The organism is Burkholderia latens, assembly GCF_001718795.1.
In the GTDB taxonomy this organism is placed as follows: Bacteria; Pseudomonadota; Gammaproteobacteria; order Burkholderiales; family Burkholderiaceae; genus Burkholderia; species Burkholderia latens_A.
Genome location: NZ_CP013437.1, coordinates 523,007 through 541,411 on the forward strand (window position 1 = coordinate 523,007; position 18,405 = coordinate 541,411).

General features: G+C 62.0%; 15 protein-coding genes. 6 read left to right on the forward strand and 9 right to left on the reverse strand.

Going from position 1 to position 18,405, the window contains the following annotated elements:
* Positions 1-323: 323 nt before the first annotated feature.
* A complete protein-coding gene (locus tag WK25_RS17900) occupies positions 324-863 on the reverse strand; it encodes a hypothetical protein (protein WP_038572243.1) in 540 nt (179 codons plus the stop codon).
* 265 nt (positions 864-1,128) lie between these two features.
* Here WK25_RS17900 and WK25_RS17905 point away from each other — a divergent pair, with 265 nt between their 5' ends.
* A complete protein-coding gene (locus tag WK25_RS17905; protein ID WP_069242264.1) occupies positions 1,129-2,064 on the forward strand; it encodes a tyrosine-type recombinase/integrase in 936 nt (311 codons plus the stop codon).
* A gap of 34 nt (positions 2,065-2,098) precedes the next feature.
* On the opposite strand, the gene WK25_RS17910 is transcribed toward WK25_RS17905, so the two are convergent.
* The 3 genes from WK25_RS17910 to WK25_RS17920 form a co-directional block, all read right to left on the reverse strand.
* Entirely contained in the window at positions 2,099-2,578 is a 480-nt protein-coding gene (locus WK25_RS17910; RefSeq protein ID WP_038571091.1) for an RES family NAD+ phosphorylase, read from the reverse strand.
* Positions 2,575-3,030, reverse strand: coding sequence for an antitoxin Xre/MbcA/ParS toxin-binding domain-containing protein (gene parS / locus WK25_RS17915; protein ID WP_038571093.1), 456 nt, complete (start codon positions 3,028-3,030; stop codon positions 2,575-2,577). Before parS ends, WK25_RS17910 begins: the two co-directional genes overlap by 4 nt.
* 303 nt (positions 3,031-3,333) lie before the next feature.
* On the reverse strand, positions 3,334-3,975 hold the full coding sequence (locus WK25_RS17920; protein ID WP_038571096.1) for an HD domain-containing protein: 642 nt from the start codon (positions 3,973-3,975) through the stop codon (positions 3,334-3,336).
* A 223-nt stretch (positions 3,976-4,198) separates the two neighbouring features.
* Here WK25_RS17920 and WK25_RS17925 point away from each other — a divergent pair, with 223 nt between their 5' ends.
* The 3 genes from WK25_RS17925 (at position 4,199) to WK25_RS17935 (ending at position 6,964) form a co-directional block, all read left to right on the forward strand.
* On the forward strand, positions 4,199-5,164 hold the full coding sequence (locus WK25_RS17925; RefSeq protein WP_069242460.1) for a GlxA family transcriptional regulator: 966 nt from the start codon (positions 4,199-4,201) through the stop codon (positions 5,162-5,164).
* Positions 5,165-5,621: 457 nt separating this feature from the next.
* Positions 5,622-5,933, forward strand: a complete 312-nt coding sequence (locus WK25_RS17930) for a DUF4148 domain-containing protein (protein ID WP_038571098.1) — start codon at positions 5,622-5,624, stop codon at positions 5,931-5,933.
* 317 nt (positions 5,934-6,250) lie between these two features.
* Positions 6,251-6,964, forward strand: coding sequence for a dienelactone hydrolase family protein (locus WK25_RS17935; RefSeq protein WP_059545023.1), 714 nt, complete (start codon positions 6,251-6,253; stop codon positions 6,962-6,964).
* A 248-nt stretch (positions 6,965-7,212) separates the two neighbouring features.
* Here WK25_RS17935 and WK25_RS17940 read toward each other — a convergent pair whose 3' ends face one another.
* Complete coding sequence (locus WK25_RS17940; RefSeq protein ID WP_038572250.1) at positions 7,213-8,154, reverse strand: LysR family transcriptional regulator; 942 nt, start codon at positions 8,152-8,154, stop codon at positions 7,213-7,215.
* 237 nt (positions 8,155-8,391) lie between these two features.
* On the reverse strand, positions 8,392-9,681 hold the full coding sequence (locus tag WK25_RS17945) for an adenylosuccinate synthase (RefSeq protein ID WP_069242265.1): 1,290 nt from the start codon (positions 9,679-9,681) through the stop codon (positions 8,392-8,394).
* A 139-nt stretch (positions 9,682-9,820) separates the two neighbouring features.
* Between WK25_RS17945 and gcvA the strand changes: the two genes are divergently transcribed.
* Positions 9,821-10,726: a transcriptional regulator GcvA gene (gcvA, locus tag WK25_RS17950; protein ID WP_069242266.1), complete on the forward strand. Its 906-nt coding sequence runs from the start codon at positions 9,821-9,823 to the stop codon at positions 10,724-10,726.
* Positions 10,727-11,133: 407 nt separating this feature from the next.
* Here the strand turns inward: gcvA and WK25_RS17955 are convergent, their stop codons facing one another.
* Positions 11,134-11,451: a hypothetical protein gene (locus tag WK25_RS17955; RefSeq protein WP_038571111.1), complete on the reverse strand. Its 318-nt coding sequence runs from the start codon at positions 11,449-11,451 to the stop codon at positions 11,134-11,136.
* A gap of 2,500 nt (positions 11,452-13,951) precedes the next feature.
* Here WK25_RS17955 and WK25_RS17960 point away from each other — a divergent pair.
* On the forward strand, positions 13,952-15,268 hold the full coding sequence (locus WK25_RS17960) for a replication initiation protein (RefSeq protein ID WP_059545018.1): 1,317 nt from the start codon (positions 13,952-13,954) through the stop codon (positions 15,266-15,268).
* A gap of 93 nt (positions 15,269-15,361) precedes the next feature.
* Here the strand turns inward: WK25_RS17960 and WK25_RS17965 are convergent, their stop codons facing one another.
* Together WK25_RS17965 and WK25_RS17970 are read right to left on the reverse strand one after the other, a co-directional pair.
* Positions 15,362-16,387, reverse strand: a complete 1,026-nt coding sequence (locus tag WK25_RS17965; RefSeq protein ID WP_069242267.1) for a ParB/RepB/Spo0J family partition protein — start codon at positions 16,385-16,387, stop codon at positions 15,362-15,364.
* Positions 16,380-17,075 (reverse strand): ParA family protein, encoded by a 696-nt coding sequence (locus WK25_RS17970; protein ID WP_011879640.1) that lies wholly within the window; start codon positions 17,073-17,075, stop codon positions 16,380-16,382. The genes WK25_RS17965 and WK25_RS17970 overlap by 8 nt, the downstream gene beginning before the upstream one ends.
* Positions 17,076-18,405: the final 1,330 nt, after the last annotated feature.

Below are 18,405 nucleotides of genomic sequence, written 5' to 3' on the forward strand. Positions count from 1 at the left end.
CCCGCGGAACGAGATCCGTCGTGAGCCCTTTTTTGCAAGCGAGAAAGTGCCCGCATAAAGCAGACTTGCTCGAATCTGTCCGGGATTCGTGCTGAAAAGCCGCGCCGGGCAAACTTCAACAATGCCTCAGCGTCGAAGTGCTGGATTTCATATGAGCTTTGCACGACCGGATCGACGCCGATCGTCAATACCGTGTCCCTGACGTTACTCCAGAACGACAAAATCCTCACTCAGCGTAGACCGCTGAGTGAGGATCGCGCCGACCATCCCGAGCAGCCCGGCCCGCATCAAGGCGGCCCGAACCTTCGCGGGAAACGTATCGCTTACAACGCTCCGCCTTGTGCCGACGCCGAACCCTTCACGCCGACCGATGCGCCGCCCTGCACGGAGTTCGTCGCGCCTTCGAGCGCTTCACCGGCCTTCGCCTTCGCACCGCCTGCGACATCGCCCGCCGTCGACACTGCGCGCTGCGCGTGGGTCTTTGCCGAGGTCGCGACATGCTTCACGTGTGCCTTCGTCGCGTGTGCGGCGGATGTTGCGGCATCCTGCGCGGAACCGGCAGCCGAGCCGACCGCCTGCGTCGCGCCGCCGACCGTATTGCCCGCTGCCGAGCCGACATCGCCGACCGTCTTGCCGACGCCGTGCAGTGCACCGCCGACGAGATTGCCTGCGCCCGAACCCGAGCCCGCCGCATTGGCGCCCGCGCCGGCCTGCACGCCCACGCCGCCGCCGAGCAGAGGCGTCTGGACCTGTGCGCCGACGCCGGCGGAACCCTCCGCGCCCGTCTGCGCGGTTTGTGCGAAAGCAGCCGATGCGATTGCCGTCAGCGCGGCGCCAAGCAGAATCGTGCGAATCTTGTTCATGGTCATTCTCCCCAAAGACGTTGTTGCTGCGGGCCGCTCAATGCGGCCGGTCGCATGCCTCGCCGCGACGTGCGGCAGGTGGAGCTAATGTAGCGGCGCAAACGCTCGAAACCGTCGAATTGCGGCGACTGTTACTTCGGTTGCAAATGCTGACGATTGACTCACAGTGTTTGACAATCGTCGCGGCCGGCGCATGCATTGCGCAGCCTCTTGATGGCGGTCACGCAAGATTGCCTGCGCTGCGACGTGCGGATATAAATCCTGCATGGACACGAATCGCTGGACTCATGACCCCGTCGGCGCATTTCGCGCGTGGCAGGAAACGGCTGCGACCGGCGCCGGCCGCCGGCCGTTCGCACCACGATCGGTCGTGCAACATGTGGCGATGTTCGAACGATTCCTGCACCATCTCGTTTCGCAGCGCGTATCGCTGGCGACGTTCGGCCCGGATCATGTCGCGACGTTCCTGGCCGAACTCGAACGGCGCTGCACACCGGGCACGTCGACACGCATGCGCTATGCGAAGCTGATCGAGCGGCTATCCCGCCATCTCGTGGAGACCGGTGTGCGGACGAGTCATCCCGCAGGTCGAACGACGCGCGATCTCGCATGGCCCGATGGCGAGCCTGAACCGGGCTACTTGTCGGCGGACGCCGACGCCGCCCTGCAGCGTCACGTTCAGCCGCGTCCGGACGATACGCCGGCCGCCTGCAGGAATCGCGCGATCATCGCGCTGTTGCTCGGGAGCGGCATCACGTCGGCCGAGATTCGTGTACTGACCCGCGACGCGCTCGATCTCGACGCACGGCCGCCAACGCTCGCCGTGCCGCGCAATCGCGCACGGCCGGCGCGAATGATCACGCTCGCGTCGTTTGCGTGGGCGCCGCTCGCCGCATGGCGAGCGATTTCGGCCGAGGGGCCGGCATCGGCGCTGTTGTTTCCCGCACCGCGCGGCGGCGCAATGAACGACATGTTCCTGCTACTGGTCGTGCGCGAAGCGCTGGCCGCGATCGATGTTCATGCGACGGAGCTGAGCCCGCGCGTGCTGCGCAATACGTATGCGCGTCGCCAATTGCTGGACGGCCATTCGCACGCGGACGTCACTGCGATGCTCGGTCTCGCCAGTTCACGGACGGTCACGCGGATCCGGCAAACGCTGGCGCGAGACGCAGCCGCAGATCGCGCCGCGCACGAACGCTGACCGGCATTGCGGACGCGACGACGCGCGATCGGCATTACGTATCCTTGTTCGAATGGACTAGCCGCAGAATCCGGCTGTCGTACGGCGATTGCATGATTTCCGCAATCCGGACTTCGGAAGCCGCGGGATGGAGCGGGTTCAACAGGAAGTTGTGCGCGTGCGGCACGACGACGCTTGGGACGCGCAACAGCGCACTTGGTTGCGTATGCAACCATTCGGTGCCGGCACTGCGAGTCCACTCGACATCGTCTCGCCAGTCGGCCGGCGCATCGCCTTCCGCGATCTCGGCAACGTCCACCGATTCGGCCACCTCGACGCGCAGCAACTGGTATCCGCTTGGCAACTGCGCGACGGTCGCGATTTCGAAATGAACGAGCGTCTCGAGCAGCGCGAGCGCCGGATGCTCGGCGAGGTAGACGACCGGCTGCCCGGCAAAATGCCATCGCCCGCCGGCCCGCAATCCGCCAACGCCTTTCAGGTCCGCGTAATTGCTGATCCGCCACAGCGTGATCAAGCGAAGTACCCCTCGTCGACCTGTGTGAGGGCCTCTTCGACCAGTCGCGCGCCGTGTTCAGTGCTCGACATGTCGAGCGACGTGCGGCCGCCGAAGCGTTGAAGCCCGTTGCGCAGCCATGCCATCGCCTTGTCCTGATCGCCGAACGTGGCCGTCGCCTGCGCAACGATGCGCGCGAGCCGGATCGCCTTGTCGGATTCCTCCGGCGACAGACGCTCGTGCGCCTGGCGGCGATGGCTCAACGTGCGCCTGGGGATGATGAACGCAAGTTCGTCCGACTTGAGTCCGCGCTCCGACAGCCGGTCGATCACCGCGACGTCGACGCGCGCGCTCGCCAGTTCGGCAAGATCGGCGCCCGAGCGCACGCGGATCGCAAGCAGTTGTTCGAGGATCGTGAATTCCGCCTGACGCGGATGCGCGACGCCCGACGGGTGAAATGCGATCGTGCTCATGATTCTTCTCCGGCAATTTGCCCGTTCATTATAGGCGTTTTGCCGGGATCATGCGGATACGGTCGTAGTGCGCTATCGGGAGCCCGTCGCGGGGGCGAGCCAGCAACGGCACTGCCCCTTTGATGTGCTCTTGGAGGTGGCAAATCGCAGAGCCACTTCGTGGCGACGATAGCGACATTCAGTATATAAAGTCGGCCCATCTGGTCATACGATTGTCACGTAACAACTTTTCCACCGGATAACCGTCGGAGCGGCGCACGCTCGCCGGCTGCATCGAGCACGGCCGCCCCCCTCCGACGCCGGTCAACCAGCCCACGCCGACGAGCGAATCACGCTGCAGAAGTTGCCCGCATGGAAATGCGGATCCTTGTCGGCCAGCACGTCGGCCTTCACGTTGCCGAACGTGGTGTCGGGCTTGTGCCGGATGCCGTCGTAGAACGTCTGGATGATGTCCTCCTTGAAATGCGGCGTGCGCGGATGCGCGCTCACGATGGCCTCGCGCTCGACGTCGCTGTATTCCGAATACTTGAGGCCCAGCACGTCCATTTCGACACCGGCCGTCACGAGCGCAATGACCGGATGCATGTGCTGCGGAATCCCCGGCGTGGTATGCAACGCGATGGCGGTCCACACGATGTCGATGTCCTGTTGCGAGATCCCCTTGCTCTTCAGGAAATCCCGAGCGGCGTTCGCGCCATCCACTTCGAATCGCTCGCACGCGCTGCTGTGCCGATGCGTGAGCCCCATGTCGTGAAACATGCAGCCGCAATACAGCAGTTCGGGATCGTAGTTGAGCCCGCGGCGCTGACCGGCCAGCGCGCCGAAATAGTAGACACGGCTCGAGTGATGAAACAGCAGTTCGGACTCGGTATCGCGCACAAGCTCGGTAATCTCGCGAGCCAGCTGGCTGTCGGGAAGAGTGATACCGGCAACGTTCACAGTCATGGTCGACCTCCATTGAAGACAGCATCCATTCTCCGGAACCGGGGAGTTGGCATCAATTGACGTGCCACGACAAATCCTGCCATTTCGCGTGATCGCCGGCCATCAACGCGGAAACCGCGACCATGCGCGCGCGGGCTGCGCCGCCGGCCCGTCGCGTCATCGCAACTGGCGCCTATACTGCTACCCGTCACATTCGCCAAAGCGTCACGACGCACAATCGAACATGCCGAAAGTCGTGGGTATTTTCGCGGTACCGGGCGTACAACTGCTCGACATCTCCGCACCGCTCGACGTATTCGCACAGGCGAACGCCGAATGCGGCAAGTCGTTCTATACGTTGCGCGTGATCGCGAGCGGGGCCGGTCCGATTCGCACGTCGTCCGGCGCTCGACTGCTCGCCGACTGGATCGTCCCCGACATACCCGATCGCATCGATACGCTGCTCGTTGCCGGTGCGCCGGGTGCAAGCCGGATCGTGCTGAGTACAGAGGTACTCGCATGGCTGCGATCGGCGGCCGTGCAAAGCAAACGGTATGGCTCGATCTGCACCGGTGCATTCATCCTCGCGGCGACCGGCCTGCTGAAAGGGCGCCGCCTGACCACGCACTGGGCCGCCGCCGACGCGCTCGCCGAAGCATATCCGTCGCTGACGGTCGAAGCCGACGCGCTGTACGTACGCGACGGCAAGCTACGCACGGGCGCCGGTGTCACGGCCGGCCTCGATCTCGCGCTTGCGCTGGTCGAGGAAGATCTTGGTCGCGAGATCGCAAGGCGCGTCGCCGCGCAACTCGTCATGTTCTTCAAGCGTCCGGGGGGCCAGCTCCAGTTCAGCCGCGGTGGCGACGCACGGCCGGCCGGACGCTCGGTACTGCAGGAAGTCCAGCGCTGGGTCGCGAGCCATCCCGAACTGGAGCACTCGGTGGCGGAACTGGCGAAGCACGCTGGCATGAGCCCGCGCCACTTCGCGCGACTCTTCCGCGCGGAGGTGGGCATGACGCCAGCGGCATGGGTCGAAGCGACGCGCGTCTCGAAGGCGCGGCAGTTGCTCGAAAGCGGACAGCACACGCCGAAGCAGGTCGCCGCGAAATGTGGCTTCACGAACGTCGATACACTCAGAAGGTCGTTCGCGAGACATGTCGGGATCACGCCAGCCGAATACCGTAAGCGACAAGCGGTTGCCGGCGAGTGATGCGATACGCGCGACGATGCAACTCTCCAATTTCCGTCGATGCGCAATCACGATTGCCGGCATGGCATGCAGAGCCAATCAAGCGGCCGTATCCCGTGTTCTGCCGAGCACTTTGTTGTCCGATTTATTTGACTTTCCATCGATCGGAGTCGGCATGCGGTCGACACACGTGCCCGTTCTCGATCGCGTCAATCGATCGTCAGCCCGCGGTCCGACCAGTGAACGCAGGCATGCGAGCGGTTCGCCGGTGCGCGCGCACGATCTCGCGTACTAACAACTGCCTTCCGTCGTGCGAAGAATAATCCGATGAAACTACGCTTCGGCGTCGATCGTTTACCCAGTTGCAATAATTATTCGCTGGAACGTGTATTTCCGGCCGGTATCGCGATCGCTACGATGCAGTCAACCGCTCGATGCAACACGCGAAGCGCGAAATCCACGAAAACCGGAGGTCACCATGAAGTCGTTCATCTGCGCAGTCGCCGCTGCCGCCGCGCTCACCGCATCCTTTGGCACCTTCGCGCAGTCGAGCCCGTCGGGCGAATTGACGCGCGCCCAGGTCCGCGAGGAACTCGTACAGCTCGAGCAGGCCGGGTACAAGCCGGAAGTGTCCGACGCGCACTACCCGAATGCGTTGCAGACCGCGCAGGCGCGCGTGACGAACAACGACGCAGCAGGTTACGGTGTCCAGGCCGCCGCCGGCGTGCGCGCGGGCCGGGCCATCGCCAGCAAGCAAAGCGCTCGCGACTCCGTCTATTTCGGCCAGTAAGGCAACGCACGCGCCCCACCCCGGTCCGCTCGCTACGTCGGCGAAACACCCCGCTCCCGTTCATCGGCGCGGGGTGTTTCGTTTGCGGCGCCGCCGACATGCACACCGGTCGATTCAAACCGCACGGTCAATGCAATTCCGGATCGGCCGCCGCGCCGCCCCCTTTCGCGCAGACTGCCGGCGTTTGCGCATAGAATGGCCGCGTGGTCGGCGCCGGCCGAAGCGAACGCGAGCCAACCCTCGAGCCACCGGGCATACCGCGCTCGCTGGCCGACCCGATGCCGCACTCATCGCATTTTTCGAAAAGGAGCGGTTTCATGTCTCAAACATCCGGTTCCATGATCACGTTTCGCCGCCCGGACGGGCAGGAACTGCAGGGCTACCTCGCGACGCCGGACAAGACCGAAGGTGCACCCGCTGTCGTCGTCATCCAGGAATGGTGGGGCCTGAATGACCAGATTCGCGGCGTCGCCGATCGCCTTGCGCGCTGTGGCTACTTCGCGCTCGTGCCCGATCTGTATCGCGGCAAGTCGACGGTCGAAGAGGAAGAAGCGCACCATCTGATGACCGGTCTCGATTTCGGCGACGCCGCATCGCAGGACATTCCTGGCGCCGTGCAATATCTGAAGACGCGCGCATCGCGCGTCGCCGTCACCGGTTTCTGCATGGGCGGCGCACTCACGCTGCTGTCGTTGCAGTTCGCCGATGCGGACGCCGGCGTTACGTGGTACGGATTCCCTCCGCTCGACTACCTGGATCCGTCCAAGATCAAGGTGCCGCTCATGGGCCACTGGGGTACGCAGGATGCGTTTTTCGCGATCGATCAGGTCGACGCGCTGGAGAAAAAATTGACCGACGCGAAGGTCGGCTTCGAGTTCCACCGCTATCTCGCTCATCATGCGTTCGCGAACGAAACGGCCGTCGGCCCGGGCCGCATTGGCGGTACGCAGTTCGACCCGGTGTGGTCGCAGATAGCATGGGATCGCACGCTCACGTTCTTCGGGCGTACGCTCTGGAGCGAGCAGCACTAACGCGTAGCGCGCAATCGCGAATGCCGTGCGACGACGCACGGCAAGCAAGACGCCACGGAGTCGCATCCGTGGCGTTGTCGTTTTCTGCCGGGAATTCGTTGCGCACGCACCTGCAATGCTGCCGCGCCGACGTCGGCGATGCGCCGATCAGATTCGGTGTGCAAATCATCCGGCGCATCGAAACGCCGGTTCGCCGCGGATACGACATGCGCCATGCCGCTCGACCCGGCACGCGTTGCCGGTTTCGCTCAGGACTGACAGGAACCGCGCAGCGCCGCCTCGTCGGCGGACAGCATTTCGGGCACGCATTCCCGCAGAAAATCGACGAACGTGCGGATCTTCGCGTCGAGATACTGGCGCGACGCGTATAGCGTGTAGACCGTCAGCTTCTGCAAACGATATTCGGGCAATACGCGAACCAGCGCACCGCTTTCGAGTGCGGGCACCGCGGTCGACATTGGCAGCGAGCCGATCCCGAGGCCGGCGCGCAGCGCGGCACCGAGCGCATCGGCGATGTTGACCTGGAAATCCTGCTGCGGCAGTTCGAATGTCTCGCGACCGTTCGGACCGTCGAGGTGCCAGCGGTCGCGCGGAAATATCGGCGTGACGATCTGCAGACACGAATGCGTTTCGAGATCACGCACGGTGCGTGGCGTGCCGCGCTCGTTCAGATAGGCTGGTGACGCGCACAGCACGCTGTGCACGTCGCCGAGCCGCTGCGATACCAGCCCGGAATCGGGCAACTCCGTCGTGCTCAGTTGCAGCGACACGTCGTAGCCTTCGTCGATGATGTCCGGCACGTGCTGCGACAGCGTAAGCTCGACCGCCACCGACGGGTAGCGCTGCCGGTATCGCACGACCGCGGGCACCAGATAGGCCTGCCCAAAGCTCGTCGTCGCGTGCACATGCAGGCGTCCCGACGGTTTCGCCTGCGCATCGGCCGCCTCGGCTTCCGCTTCGTCGATATATCCGAGGATGCGCTGGCACCGGTCGAGATAGCGCTGTCCGGCATCGGTCAATGCGATGCGGCGCGTGCTGCGGTTGAGCAGCCTCGTACGCAAATGCGTTTCAAGTTGCGCGACCGAACGCGAGGCGTAGGCGGTGGTGATGTCCAGACGCTGGGCCGCGCTCGTGAAGCTGCCCTCCTCCGCCACCCGGACGAAAATGCGCATCATCTGTAACGTGTCCATCGACATGTCCCCGGGATTGAAATCGCTTCGCAGCGCTGCGCTGCCGGCGCGGGCCGGTCTGGCGCGAATTGTGCGGAACAGTACCGCAGCGGTGCCGACGTGTCCAGTTCGCCGTGCGCGCGCGCGACGCATGAGCGTTCATGCGCCAATCGATGCACCGGGGGCGAGCGGGACCCCGTCAGCGCGGGCCGCATCGCAGCGACTCGACCGAGCCGCGGTGCATCGTGCGCACCGCATTTACGCCGCGTCGAACGGGTTGCTCAGCACGATCGTATCGTCGCGCTCGGCGCCGGTCGTGATCATCGATACCGGTGCGCCCGCGACCGCCTCGACCCGTGCGATGAAGTCCTGCGCTGCGCGCGGCAGCGCCGCACGGTCGCGGATGCCCTTCACCGTGCCCTCCCACCCGCGGAACCGTTCGTACACGGGTTTCGCGCGTGCCTGCGCATCGAGGCTCGCGGGCAGATGGTCGACGCGCGCGCCATCGAGCTCGTAGCCGACGCACAGCTCGATCGACGTAAAGCCGTCGAGCACGTCGAGTTTGGTGAGCGCGAGCGAATCGATGCCCGAGACTCGCACGGCCTGCCGCAGCTGCGCGGCATCGAGCCATCCGCAGCGGCGCGGCCGCCCCGTGTTGACGCCGAACTCGCGTCCGCGCGTGCGCAGCGCTTCCCCGGTTGCATCGATCAGCTCGGTAAGGAACGGACCACCGCCGACTCGCGTCGCATACGCTTTGGTCACGCCCAGCACGTGACCGAGCTTCGCCGCTCCCAGACCCGTGCCGGCCGCGGCGGCCGATGCAACGGTGCCCGACGACGTCACGAACGGATAGGTGCCCCAGTCGATGTCGAGCATCACGGCCTGCGAGCCCTCGAAGAGGATCCGCTCGCCGCGATCGGTTGCGTCGTTCAGGTCGGCCCACACGGGACGCAGGAACGGCAGGATCTTGGGTGCGATGTCGACGAGGGTCGCGAGCATTGCGTCGCGCGAGCACGGCTCGAGCCCCAGCCCGCGAAACCACGCATTGTGATGGTCCACGAGCACGTCGAGCTTGCCCGCGAGCCGGCTCGGTTCAGCCAGATCGGCAACGCGCAGCCCGCGGCGACCGATCTTGTCTTCGTATGCCGGCCCGATCCCTCGAAGCGTGGTGCCGATGGGTTCGGGACGAAGACGCTCCTGCGCCTGATCGATCGCACGGTGAATCGGCAGCACCAGCGTGGCGTTCTCGGCAATCGACAGGTTGTCGGGCGTTACCGACAGCCCGAGTTCTGCCATCCGGCCGATCTCGGCCAGCAGCGCCTCCGGATCGAGCGCGACGCCATTGCCGATTACGCCGCGCTTGCCGCGCACCAGGCCGCTCGGCAACAACGCCAGCTTGTATGTCTTGTCGCCGACGACCAGCGTATGGCCCGCGTTGTGGCCCCCGTTGTAGCGGGCGACGATATCGGCCTGCGCCGCGAGCCAGTCAACGACGCGCCCCTTGCCTTCGTCGCCCCATTGGGCGCCCACTACGACCACGTTCGGCATGCTCCATACTCCATGTGAGAAATTCAGACACACATATCGGTCGTGAAGACCGGTTGTGTGCCATATTGGAGTACCTGTATTGCCCGATCAAACGATTTAATCTGAGCGATCGTGTGATTAAAATTCACGCGAACAACGAATGGCCCGACGACTTCCCCCGCTTAATTCGCTGCGCGCGTTCGAAGCCGCGGCGCGGCTCGGCAGTTTCACGCTCGCCGCCGACGAGCTGTGTGTGACCCATGGAGCGATCAGCCGGCATGTGCAGCAACTAGAGGCCTGGCTTGGCCGACCGCTGTTCGAACGGCACAACCGGCGCGTCGACCTGACCGATGCCGGCCGCGCGTACCTTGCCGAGGTCGGCGCTTCGTTCGACCGCATCGCGCTGGCCACCGCGCAGCATTTCGGTCAGGGGCAGCAGCGGGTGCTGCGGGTGAGCGCCCCCGCGACGTTTTCGCTGCGCTGGCTTGTGCCGAAGCTATCGTCGTTCCAGGTCGCGCATCCGGCCATCGAGGTCCGTCTGTCGACGTCCAACGAGCCGATCGACAAGCTGCGCGACAAGGTTGATTTGATCGTGCGTGGCGGCCCGCTGGCCATCGACGGATATGTTGCGGAAGAATTCCTGTCCGAGGTCCGGCTGCCCGTGTGCTCGCCGAAACTGCTCGAGCGTCGACCGTTACATACGCCAGCCGATCTTGCGGATTTCACGCTGTTGCACGCGGCAACCTATCCCGGCATGTGGCCGGAATGGCTAGCGGCAGCCGGATACTCGAACCTGGTGCCGCGCCACTCGCTCACGCTGGAACACTTCTATCTGACACTGCAGGGCGCGCTCGATGGCCTCGGCGTGGCAATGGGGCCGATTGCGCTCGTCGCGGACGACATTGCCGAGGGCCGCCTGGTGCAGCCGTTCAGCGAACCGGCATTGCCGCCGTGGCGCTATTTCACTTATGTGGCAGCCGCTCGCGCCGGCGATGAAGCGGTGCGGGCATTCAAGGACTGGCTGAAAGCGACAGGGAATGCAGGGGGAACGAACGGGCGGCGTTGACCATGTCGGCAGCCGCGAGAACGTTTGGGGCGGTTGGGCGCGGCCACGTTCGCGCTGATTGCGCATGTTTCGCGGCGGATCACCAGCGCAGTGTCACCGCGCTCTTTTGCACTCCATAGCAATAGCGCGAGGAGATCCGCATAGGCCGGACTTCAATTTTGCCTACCGAGAACGGGCCGGTTTCATCGCATTTCGCTCGTGCCGTGCAACGGCCCAGTTGAACGCATGACGCGAATGCGCTCGGCAGTCGCCGACCGAATCGACATGTCGTCCAGGAGCATGATGATTGAGGAATGAAAACCGAGCGGCACTGAGGGGAAACGTCGGCGAAGACATGCGCACATGCTTTTGCCGCACAAATGACAAACCCCGGCACAAGGCCGGGGCTTGTCAAACCACGGGCGAGCTTATTGGCTTGCGCCAGCGGCTTCGCCCGCCTTCTTCTCAGCGTTCTGCAGGTTCTGCGGATAGTTCGGGTCATTGGCCGACGGTTTGTAGCCAGCGTCTTCGAGCTTCTTCAGTTCGGCGTTGTTTTTCGCACGCGCTGCCTTGTGTTCGGCCTTGCGTTTTGCCCGTGCTGCCTTGCGTGCTTCACGCTTCGCGGCTTTCGCATCCTGGGCAGCCGGTGCGCTGGCATCGGTCTGCGCGAACACAGGAGCCGCCGAGCCGAAGAGGAAAGCAGCTGCCGTAGCAGCCAGCGTGAGTTTTCTGATCTGGATTCGCATTGCTGAACTCTCTTGTCTGATTGATCACGGAGTGAAAGGACATCGAGATACCGCCCCTGCTCCCAATCGCTCCTCATGTCGCGATTAGAGCCTTTGCATCATAACCGCGTTGCAAAAAATGTGGGGTCATCGTGCAAACATTCGCGGGAATACGCACACCGGGACCACTCGGCATTGACGTCCGACCCGCGCGGCGCAATCTCACTTCTCGCGATGGAACACGATGAGACAGCTTGCGCATCGACACTCCGACACATCGGTCGCAGCAACCGTTCGGCGAACGCGATCGTTCCGGACGGCGGACGCGCGTCCTGCATGACGATGAGATTCGTTTCGGTGCTTCTGCACCGAAATGACGCCAGTGGATGCGTCGTTTTGAGCGCCGCTCGAGCAGCGCCACCGTCGTTCGATGAGCCGGTGAGCAAGCGGAATATCAAACGTGTCTGAAATGTCGTCCGGCGCTCCTGCTCGAACCGCCGCGTTTCCCATAAACGACCACGATTGCCGTCGTGCCGCAGGCGGCTCGATCACACATACACCTTGAGCGGGCACCGCGCCAAGGACGGGGTAACCAGACGCCATACGCGAGGCTACCTGTTCGGCACTTTTCTTCGAACGTCCGCGCGTCGACGACTTCTTGGAAAGGTGAACGCTTCAGCAGCCGGCCGTCACGGATGCACGGTCGCGCCGGCGCATCACCAATCGCGCCGAATCGAACGACGAGTTCGCGCCGTGCATCACAGTCCGGCGTTTTGACGCGCTTTGACACAGGGCCCCCGGCCGGGTCGGGCCCGCCCGCTACGCGTAGCGCTCACAGTTTTTCATGTCGTGCTCACGGACGTTTGACTGTGACCTACAAGAGCTGTGCGTCACCTCGTCGGTGAGGATTTACAGGACACGTCGACGACCTGGTGGTGAGAGTGTTCGGGAGCCCGGTATGGGCCGACCATGTGCGGGGCTCACAATGGGGCCCGGCTCACGGTCGGGGCGATGCTGAATTTGTCGAAGTCACCTCAGCAGACACAGCCGATGGATTACAACGCGGCGTCGGCTCACCAAAGGTAGAAGAATGTGTGGTCCGATCGAGAGGTAGAGAGGAGGCAGCTGTCGCTCTACGTCTCCGCACTGATGAGAAACCCCGCAAGGGGGCTATTCGCGATAACGGAAGACTTATCTCCAGATACGTCGCGATCGGCGCGCAAGGGACTGCCGCCCGCTGAATTTCAGCGATTTCTTGCTGTTGAGGTCGACGCCTGCAAAAACCGCCTGCCAGATTCGGCGTGTCGCTTTGCGCGGAGAGCGTCCACCCGGTACGTCGTTCCTGCCGTTTTGCGATCCCATAGATGGGAACCTAACTGCTGGAACTGGCGATTTCGTCCCATAAGTTTCTACGTTTGGTCCCTTGTGAGTGGGTACTTACCCCCAGGGAAAGCCTTGCCAGGCTTGAAACGGCGATTGTTTCGCCCACATGGGCGGTGACCTGTGGGCCTGAAGCCATCAGAGCTGCAAGTCCAGCCCACGTGCGGACGGCTTGGGTAGCGGTTTATGGGGGAGTTTTTCTGCGCAAGCACACGTGTGTTTACATCTTTGGTAAACCACGTTTACTTCTTTAACTACTTTTAGACGGCTCGAAGCCTTGTCAGGCAAGGCTTTGACGGGCGTTCGGTACCCATTTATGGTGGCACAGGCGGAAGAGTATGGGGCTTCAGGTCTGTGGATTTGGGGAATCGGGTACCGCGTTGTGGGAAACAGGGGTTGTGGATATGGGGCACGCGTAGCCTGTTATGGGATTTCCGCTTCAATATCGTTCAGGTAGCCGTTTGTGGGACCCGTTATTGGTAGCCATTTATGGGGCCGCGCCACTGCGTCTCCTGCTGCTTTGCTGCTTCACAGGCTATGTGAGGTAGCTGGTTATGGGGGCGCTTTGAGGTAGCCGTTTATGGTAGTCCAATGTGGGCTGGGCACCACCCTTTACATGGCCGGATGAGCGCACTCTCCCATAAACAGGAACGATGAGGCGGAAAGGTTACCTTCTGTGGGGATTTCTGACGGTAGCCGTTCATGGGAGCCGTTTTACCTGCCCTGCAGTATGTGCCGACAAAAGGCGCGGCCGGCGGATTCCACAGGTATCCATCCATGGGAAACATGCAAGGTACCCCGTTATGGGAGAAATGCAGATCGTGTTGCACGGCACCACTGGAGTGTGCAGCGCATGCGAATCCCGACGGATTTCGCCCCATGGATGGGTACCTAAGGGCCGGCAAATGTCGTGCCGGGTTTGGCTGTCGCAGGGGGAAAGGTACCAGGATTTGGGAGCGTTTTTTCGTGGAAAGGTATATGCGTATGGGGCGTCCGGTTGGTCGAAAAATGGGAACTTTCCTTTTCGCAACATGGTGTTAGAAACGATAGTGCAAGTAATACTGGAGAACAACACGTTGCTCGTCCGCCGGAAAAGGTATAAAGTCCGCCATCAATAAGGTCACCTTCTCCGGACAACACGATGCCGCGCAAGCCCGCAATCAAAGGCTCCGACAAGCAGGTTTCGCTGTTTCAGACACCCGAGCCTCCCGATCTGCTGCGCAAGGCGGTCCAGGCCATTCATATCGCTCCGAAGTCCGGAAAGATTGGTCTGCAGCAGCGCAAGATGTTCAGCTCGCTGATCAAGAACGCTCTTCGTCAAGAAGCGTTCGAGCCCGGCCGCACGAGTTTCTCGATTTCGATCGCCGCGCTATCGCACGAGAGCGGGTTGAACAGCAACAACACAAAGTACGTGAAGGACACGGTCAACTCGCTGATCAGTACCGTCGTCAATTGGGACTATCTGGCTGCCGATCGCTCGACGGTGTGGAAGGCGTCCGGCCTGCTCGCCGGCGCCGAGCTCGAGCAATCGGTGCTGAAATACAGCTTCTCCGACCAGATTCGCAGCGAGCTGCTCAATCCGGAGATCTACGCGCTGATCGATATGCGGATCGCGCGCGAGTTCCGCCGTTCGCACTCGCTGGCGTTGTGGGAAAACACCGTGCGCTACGAGGGAATCGGTATCACCGCGAAGATCCCGCTGCCGAAATTTCGAGACCTGATTCTTGGTCAGGACAAGGCATCGCAGTCGTACAAGGAATACAAGCTCTTCAAGAGCAAGGTTCTCGTGCCGTGCATTCAAGAGGTGAACGAAGTTTCCGACCACACGCTCGAGCTGATTGAACACAAGTCAGGTCGCAGCGTGGAGGCCGTCCAGTTCAAGGTGACACGCAAGCAGAGCGCGGATACGGTCGAGGAAGGCGACGTCAAGAATGAAGCGCTGATCGACGAAGTTGCCAAGTTCGGGATTCCGCGCTCGGAAGCCCGCCGGCTGATCACGCAGTACGGCGTGCAGCGCATCAAGGCTGCGATCGCTTATACGCTGAATCGGACTACGAAGAAGAATGCAGCGCCAGTCGACAACGTGGCCGCGTATTTCCGCAAGGCGTTGACGCACGGCTACACGCTGGCCGATGGGCAGGGAACCGACACGGCCGCGCCGGCGAAGGAATCGGCACAGAGCAAGCAGGAGCAGATTCGCGACAAATACCTGGCCGCGAAGGTCGACGAAGCGGGGGCGTACTTCCGAGAGCTGGAGATCGACGACCAGACCAAGCTGATCGAGCGCTACAACGAGACGGTGGCCGGGTCGAAGGACCTGACGCTGTCGCCGAAGAAGAAGGCAAGCAAGCTCGCGCAAACCAGCTTCTTCCGATGGCTGGCGCTCGACACCTGGGGCGAGCCGACTTCGGACGACTTGCTGGAATTCCTGCTGAAAAGCAGCCTCGCGACGAGCTGATCGGTCAAGGCCTCGGTGCCTTGCATGCACCGTGCAACCGAATGCATCTGGTTGCACGATGCCATGCTGGTGCGAGGCCTTTGCCTTGGGCCGTTACTTTTGCGCGACGGCCGCCAGTTCCGCCACGTACGCGTCGATCACGGCCTTGAGCCGGTCGGCGAGTGCCTCCTGCTGGGAAGCGTCCACGCCCTTCAGCTGAAGATCCAGACGCCCGTCCGGATAGGTTTTCAATTGACCGATCGCGCGCGATTCCAGCGCAAAATCATGACGAACGCTGTAACGCGTGCGCCCCGACTTCTTGCTGCCGTCGCTCTGCGCGCGCAGGAAATTCTCAAGGTCGCGCACCGACTTTTTCCGATCGATCACTGCCGTTAGCAGCCGGTCGGCAGCCGGCTCGCCCATGCGTTCGAAGATGAGCTTCAGAAAGTATGCGGCCTGCAGGCCGACCACGTCGTTCGCGCTGGCCATCCGTTCGAGCAGCGTGTTCGGCAGCGCGTTCAGCGACAGCGTCTTGCTGATCGATGCCTTGTCCTTGCCGATCTTTTCCGCAAGCGTGTTCTGGTCGGGAAAGACCTTTTCGTCGAGAAGGCGCTTCCACGCGACCGCATCGTCGAAGATGGTCTGGCGTTCGTGGTCGTGGTTCGCGCGATAGGCGATCGTATAGAGCTGCTCGGGCGTATGGTCAGTACGAAACGTTGCGTTGATCGTCTCGTCGCCGTTGATGCTGGTCGCACGAAGGCGGCGCTGTCCGTCGATCACGACGAGCTTGCCCGGAAATTCAGGGAGCCGCGTCACCTTGATCGGCTCGATCTGCCCTTCCCGCTTCAGTGTCAGCGCGAGCTCGTGCAGGCTCGATTCCGAGTAGAACACGCGCGGATTGAACGGATTCGGAATGCAGTCCTTCACCGCGACTTTTTGCGGTGCGCCAAGCTCCAGCGCGTCGGCGGAGGTGGTCGCGGCGACGGGTGCCGTGGCTTCGACGGCGGCGGGCGATGCCGGCGCCGGATCGGGCAGGCGCGTTTCCAGTGCCGCGTTTTCCTGCGCGAGCCCACGCAGCAGGCCGGCTGCGAGATGCAGGTTGCCGGTGGGCTTCTTCTCTTTCGATGTGTCTTTAGCCATGTGCGGCTCCGGTAGCGCGTGTCGACGCGATGTATTGGGCCATTTCGGTGACCAACCGCTCGATCTCCGCGCGCGCTTCCTTCAATCCCTTCAGGTAGCGGTTGTGGTGATGGATCGTGGTGCCGAGGGCGAACGTCTGGCGGTAGACCTCGCGTTGTGCGATCTGGCTGTCGAGCAGATGCTCCCCTATTTCTTCAGCTTTTAGAATTTTTAAAATTTCTTCACGCATTTTAGTTTTTCCATTGACGCTGTTCAGCATCAGTGCGGAAGACAAATTGGGGTTACGGACCGCGCGCATCGACTCGATCATCCGGATCATCGCGACGGTGCTGTACAGGTCGGCCGGCGACGGTGACAGCGGTACGAGGCAGAAATCTGCGACTTCGAGCACGGACGCGATGCGCGGGTCTTCGAGGTTGCCCGGACAATCGACGACGATTACGTCGAAGTTCGCATCCTGTTTCTTGATTTCGCCGCCGATCCCCCGCCCGGCGGGGGCGAGCGACAGGACAGTCATCGGGAGCGTATTTTCTCCGCTCGTGACCCACCTCACCGAAGTGCCTTGAGGGTCGGCATCGATCAATGCGACTTTGTTGCCGCCTGCCTCGAACGCAGCGGCGATATTGACGGAGATGGTCGTCTTTCCCGTGCCACCTTTTTGATTGCTCACCGCGATCTTGAAAGCCATTAAGTTCTCCACGGAGTTTTACGTAATATATGTAGTTATTGTCAAAAAGTCCAGATAAACGTTATAGAAAAATTGGAATTTCCCGTAGATGTCGTTGTCACGTGACAAGTCGGCCGGATAGGAGAGTGGCCAGGATAGGGAAAGTGAAAACAATAAATTGACTGGAGAAATTATTGAACGAGGCGATTATGGACTTGCGGCTTTCACATGGACGCAACAGATGAGAGCATCGCGGCCTGACTCAACTATCCATCCTTGAAACTACTTCGCCGGTCCAGGATTAACGAAGCGCGGGCTTGCAAACGTGGTGTTGTCACGTGACAAACGTAATGTCCACCCGTCCGGGTTGCCAATCTATGGCTGGAGTGTTCAGATTCGACTGCCGCGAGGGGGTCCTGAGCGATCTCTAGATCATCGACACGACGCCAGCGTCCTCCATATGCCCATACGCTGGCTTTCGTACTCCTCGAGCCGCGACGGCACCAGTTGTCACGTAACAACCCGCCCGTTGGCTTTGCTGCTGTACCCAGGCAACTAGGCGGTGGACCCGTCCAGTGACCGGGAGTAATCGGTGTTTAGCGAGTCGTAGGAGCGCGCAGGGTTGTCACGTGACAACTCATGAGGTTCACATGGAAATACTGAATCCCATACACGGATTCGGGGAGCCAAGGGACCGGCTGCGTATCCATGGCAGGGTTGGAGGTCGAGCGGCCTTGCGGCGACTTCTTGCTCCCTGGTCAACGACGATTAGCGGGCAACCGAGCACGGCGTGCAGGGTCGCATATAGCATTTTGATATGTCCCTAATATATCACGGCGCAGCCTCAATGGAGGTGACGAGCAACGGAGAGGGTGCGCTACACCGGGACGTTCCTACTTCAAAGGTCGTTCGGCCACCTGTTTTGTGTGCTGTTTGCAACCGGAGTCGGGTAGTGCTTTTAATAACTACGTGGAACGCGGGACCGGCGGCGCCAGGATGATCGCGGGGTCGTGAAACATTTCTCTAAAAGCACTCCGATTCGTAAACCCTTGTCACGCAAGCGGTTGCGCGATTTTGTTCATGTTGTTTCACGAAAAATCGGCGTGATCAGTACGCAAAATGGGGGCGAATGAACTTTTAGCGACCGCGCGCGCTGCATGGCCCAAGGTACTCGCATTCTCGTATCAAACAAAACGTAATGTGTAGTTTTTAGCACATGTCACCACGGCGACGCTCTAATTGATATGCTCGCCGGCGTTACTTCCCTTAGTAAGAAGGTTCGATCAGCGCCGTGATATGAAGCGCCTCGACCCTCGGTTGTCACGTGACAACAAGGCTAACGGCGCTTAGC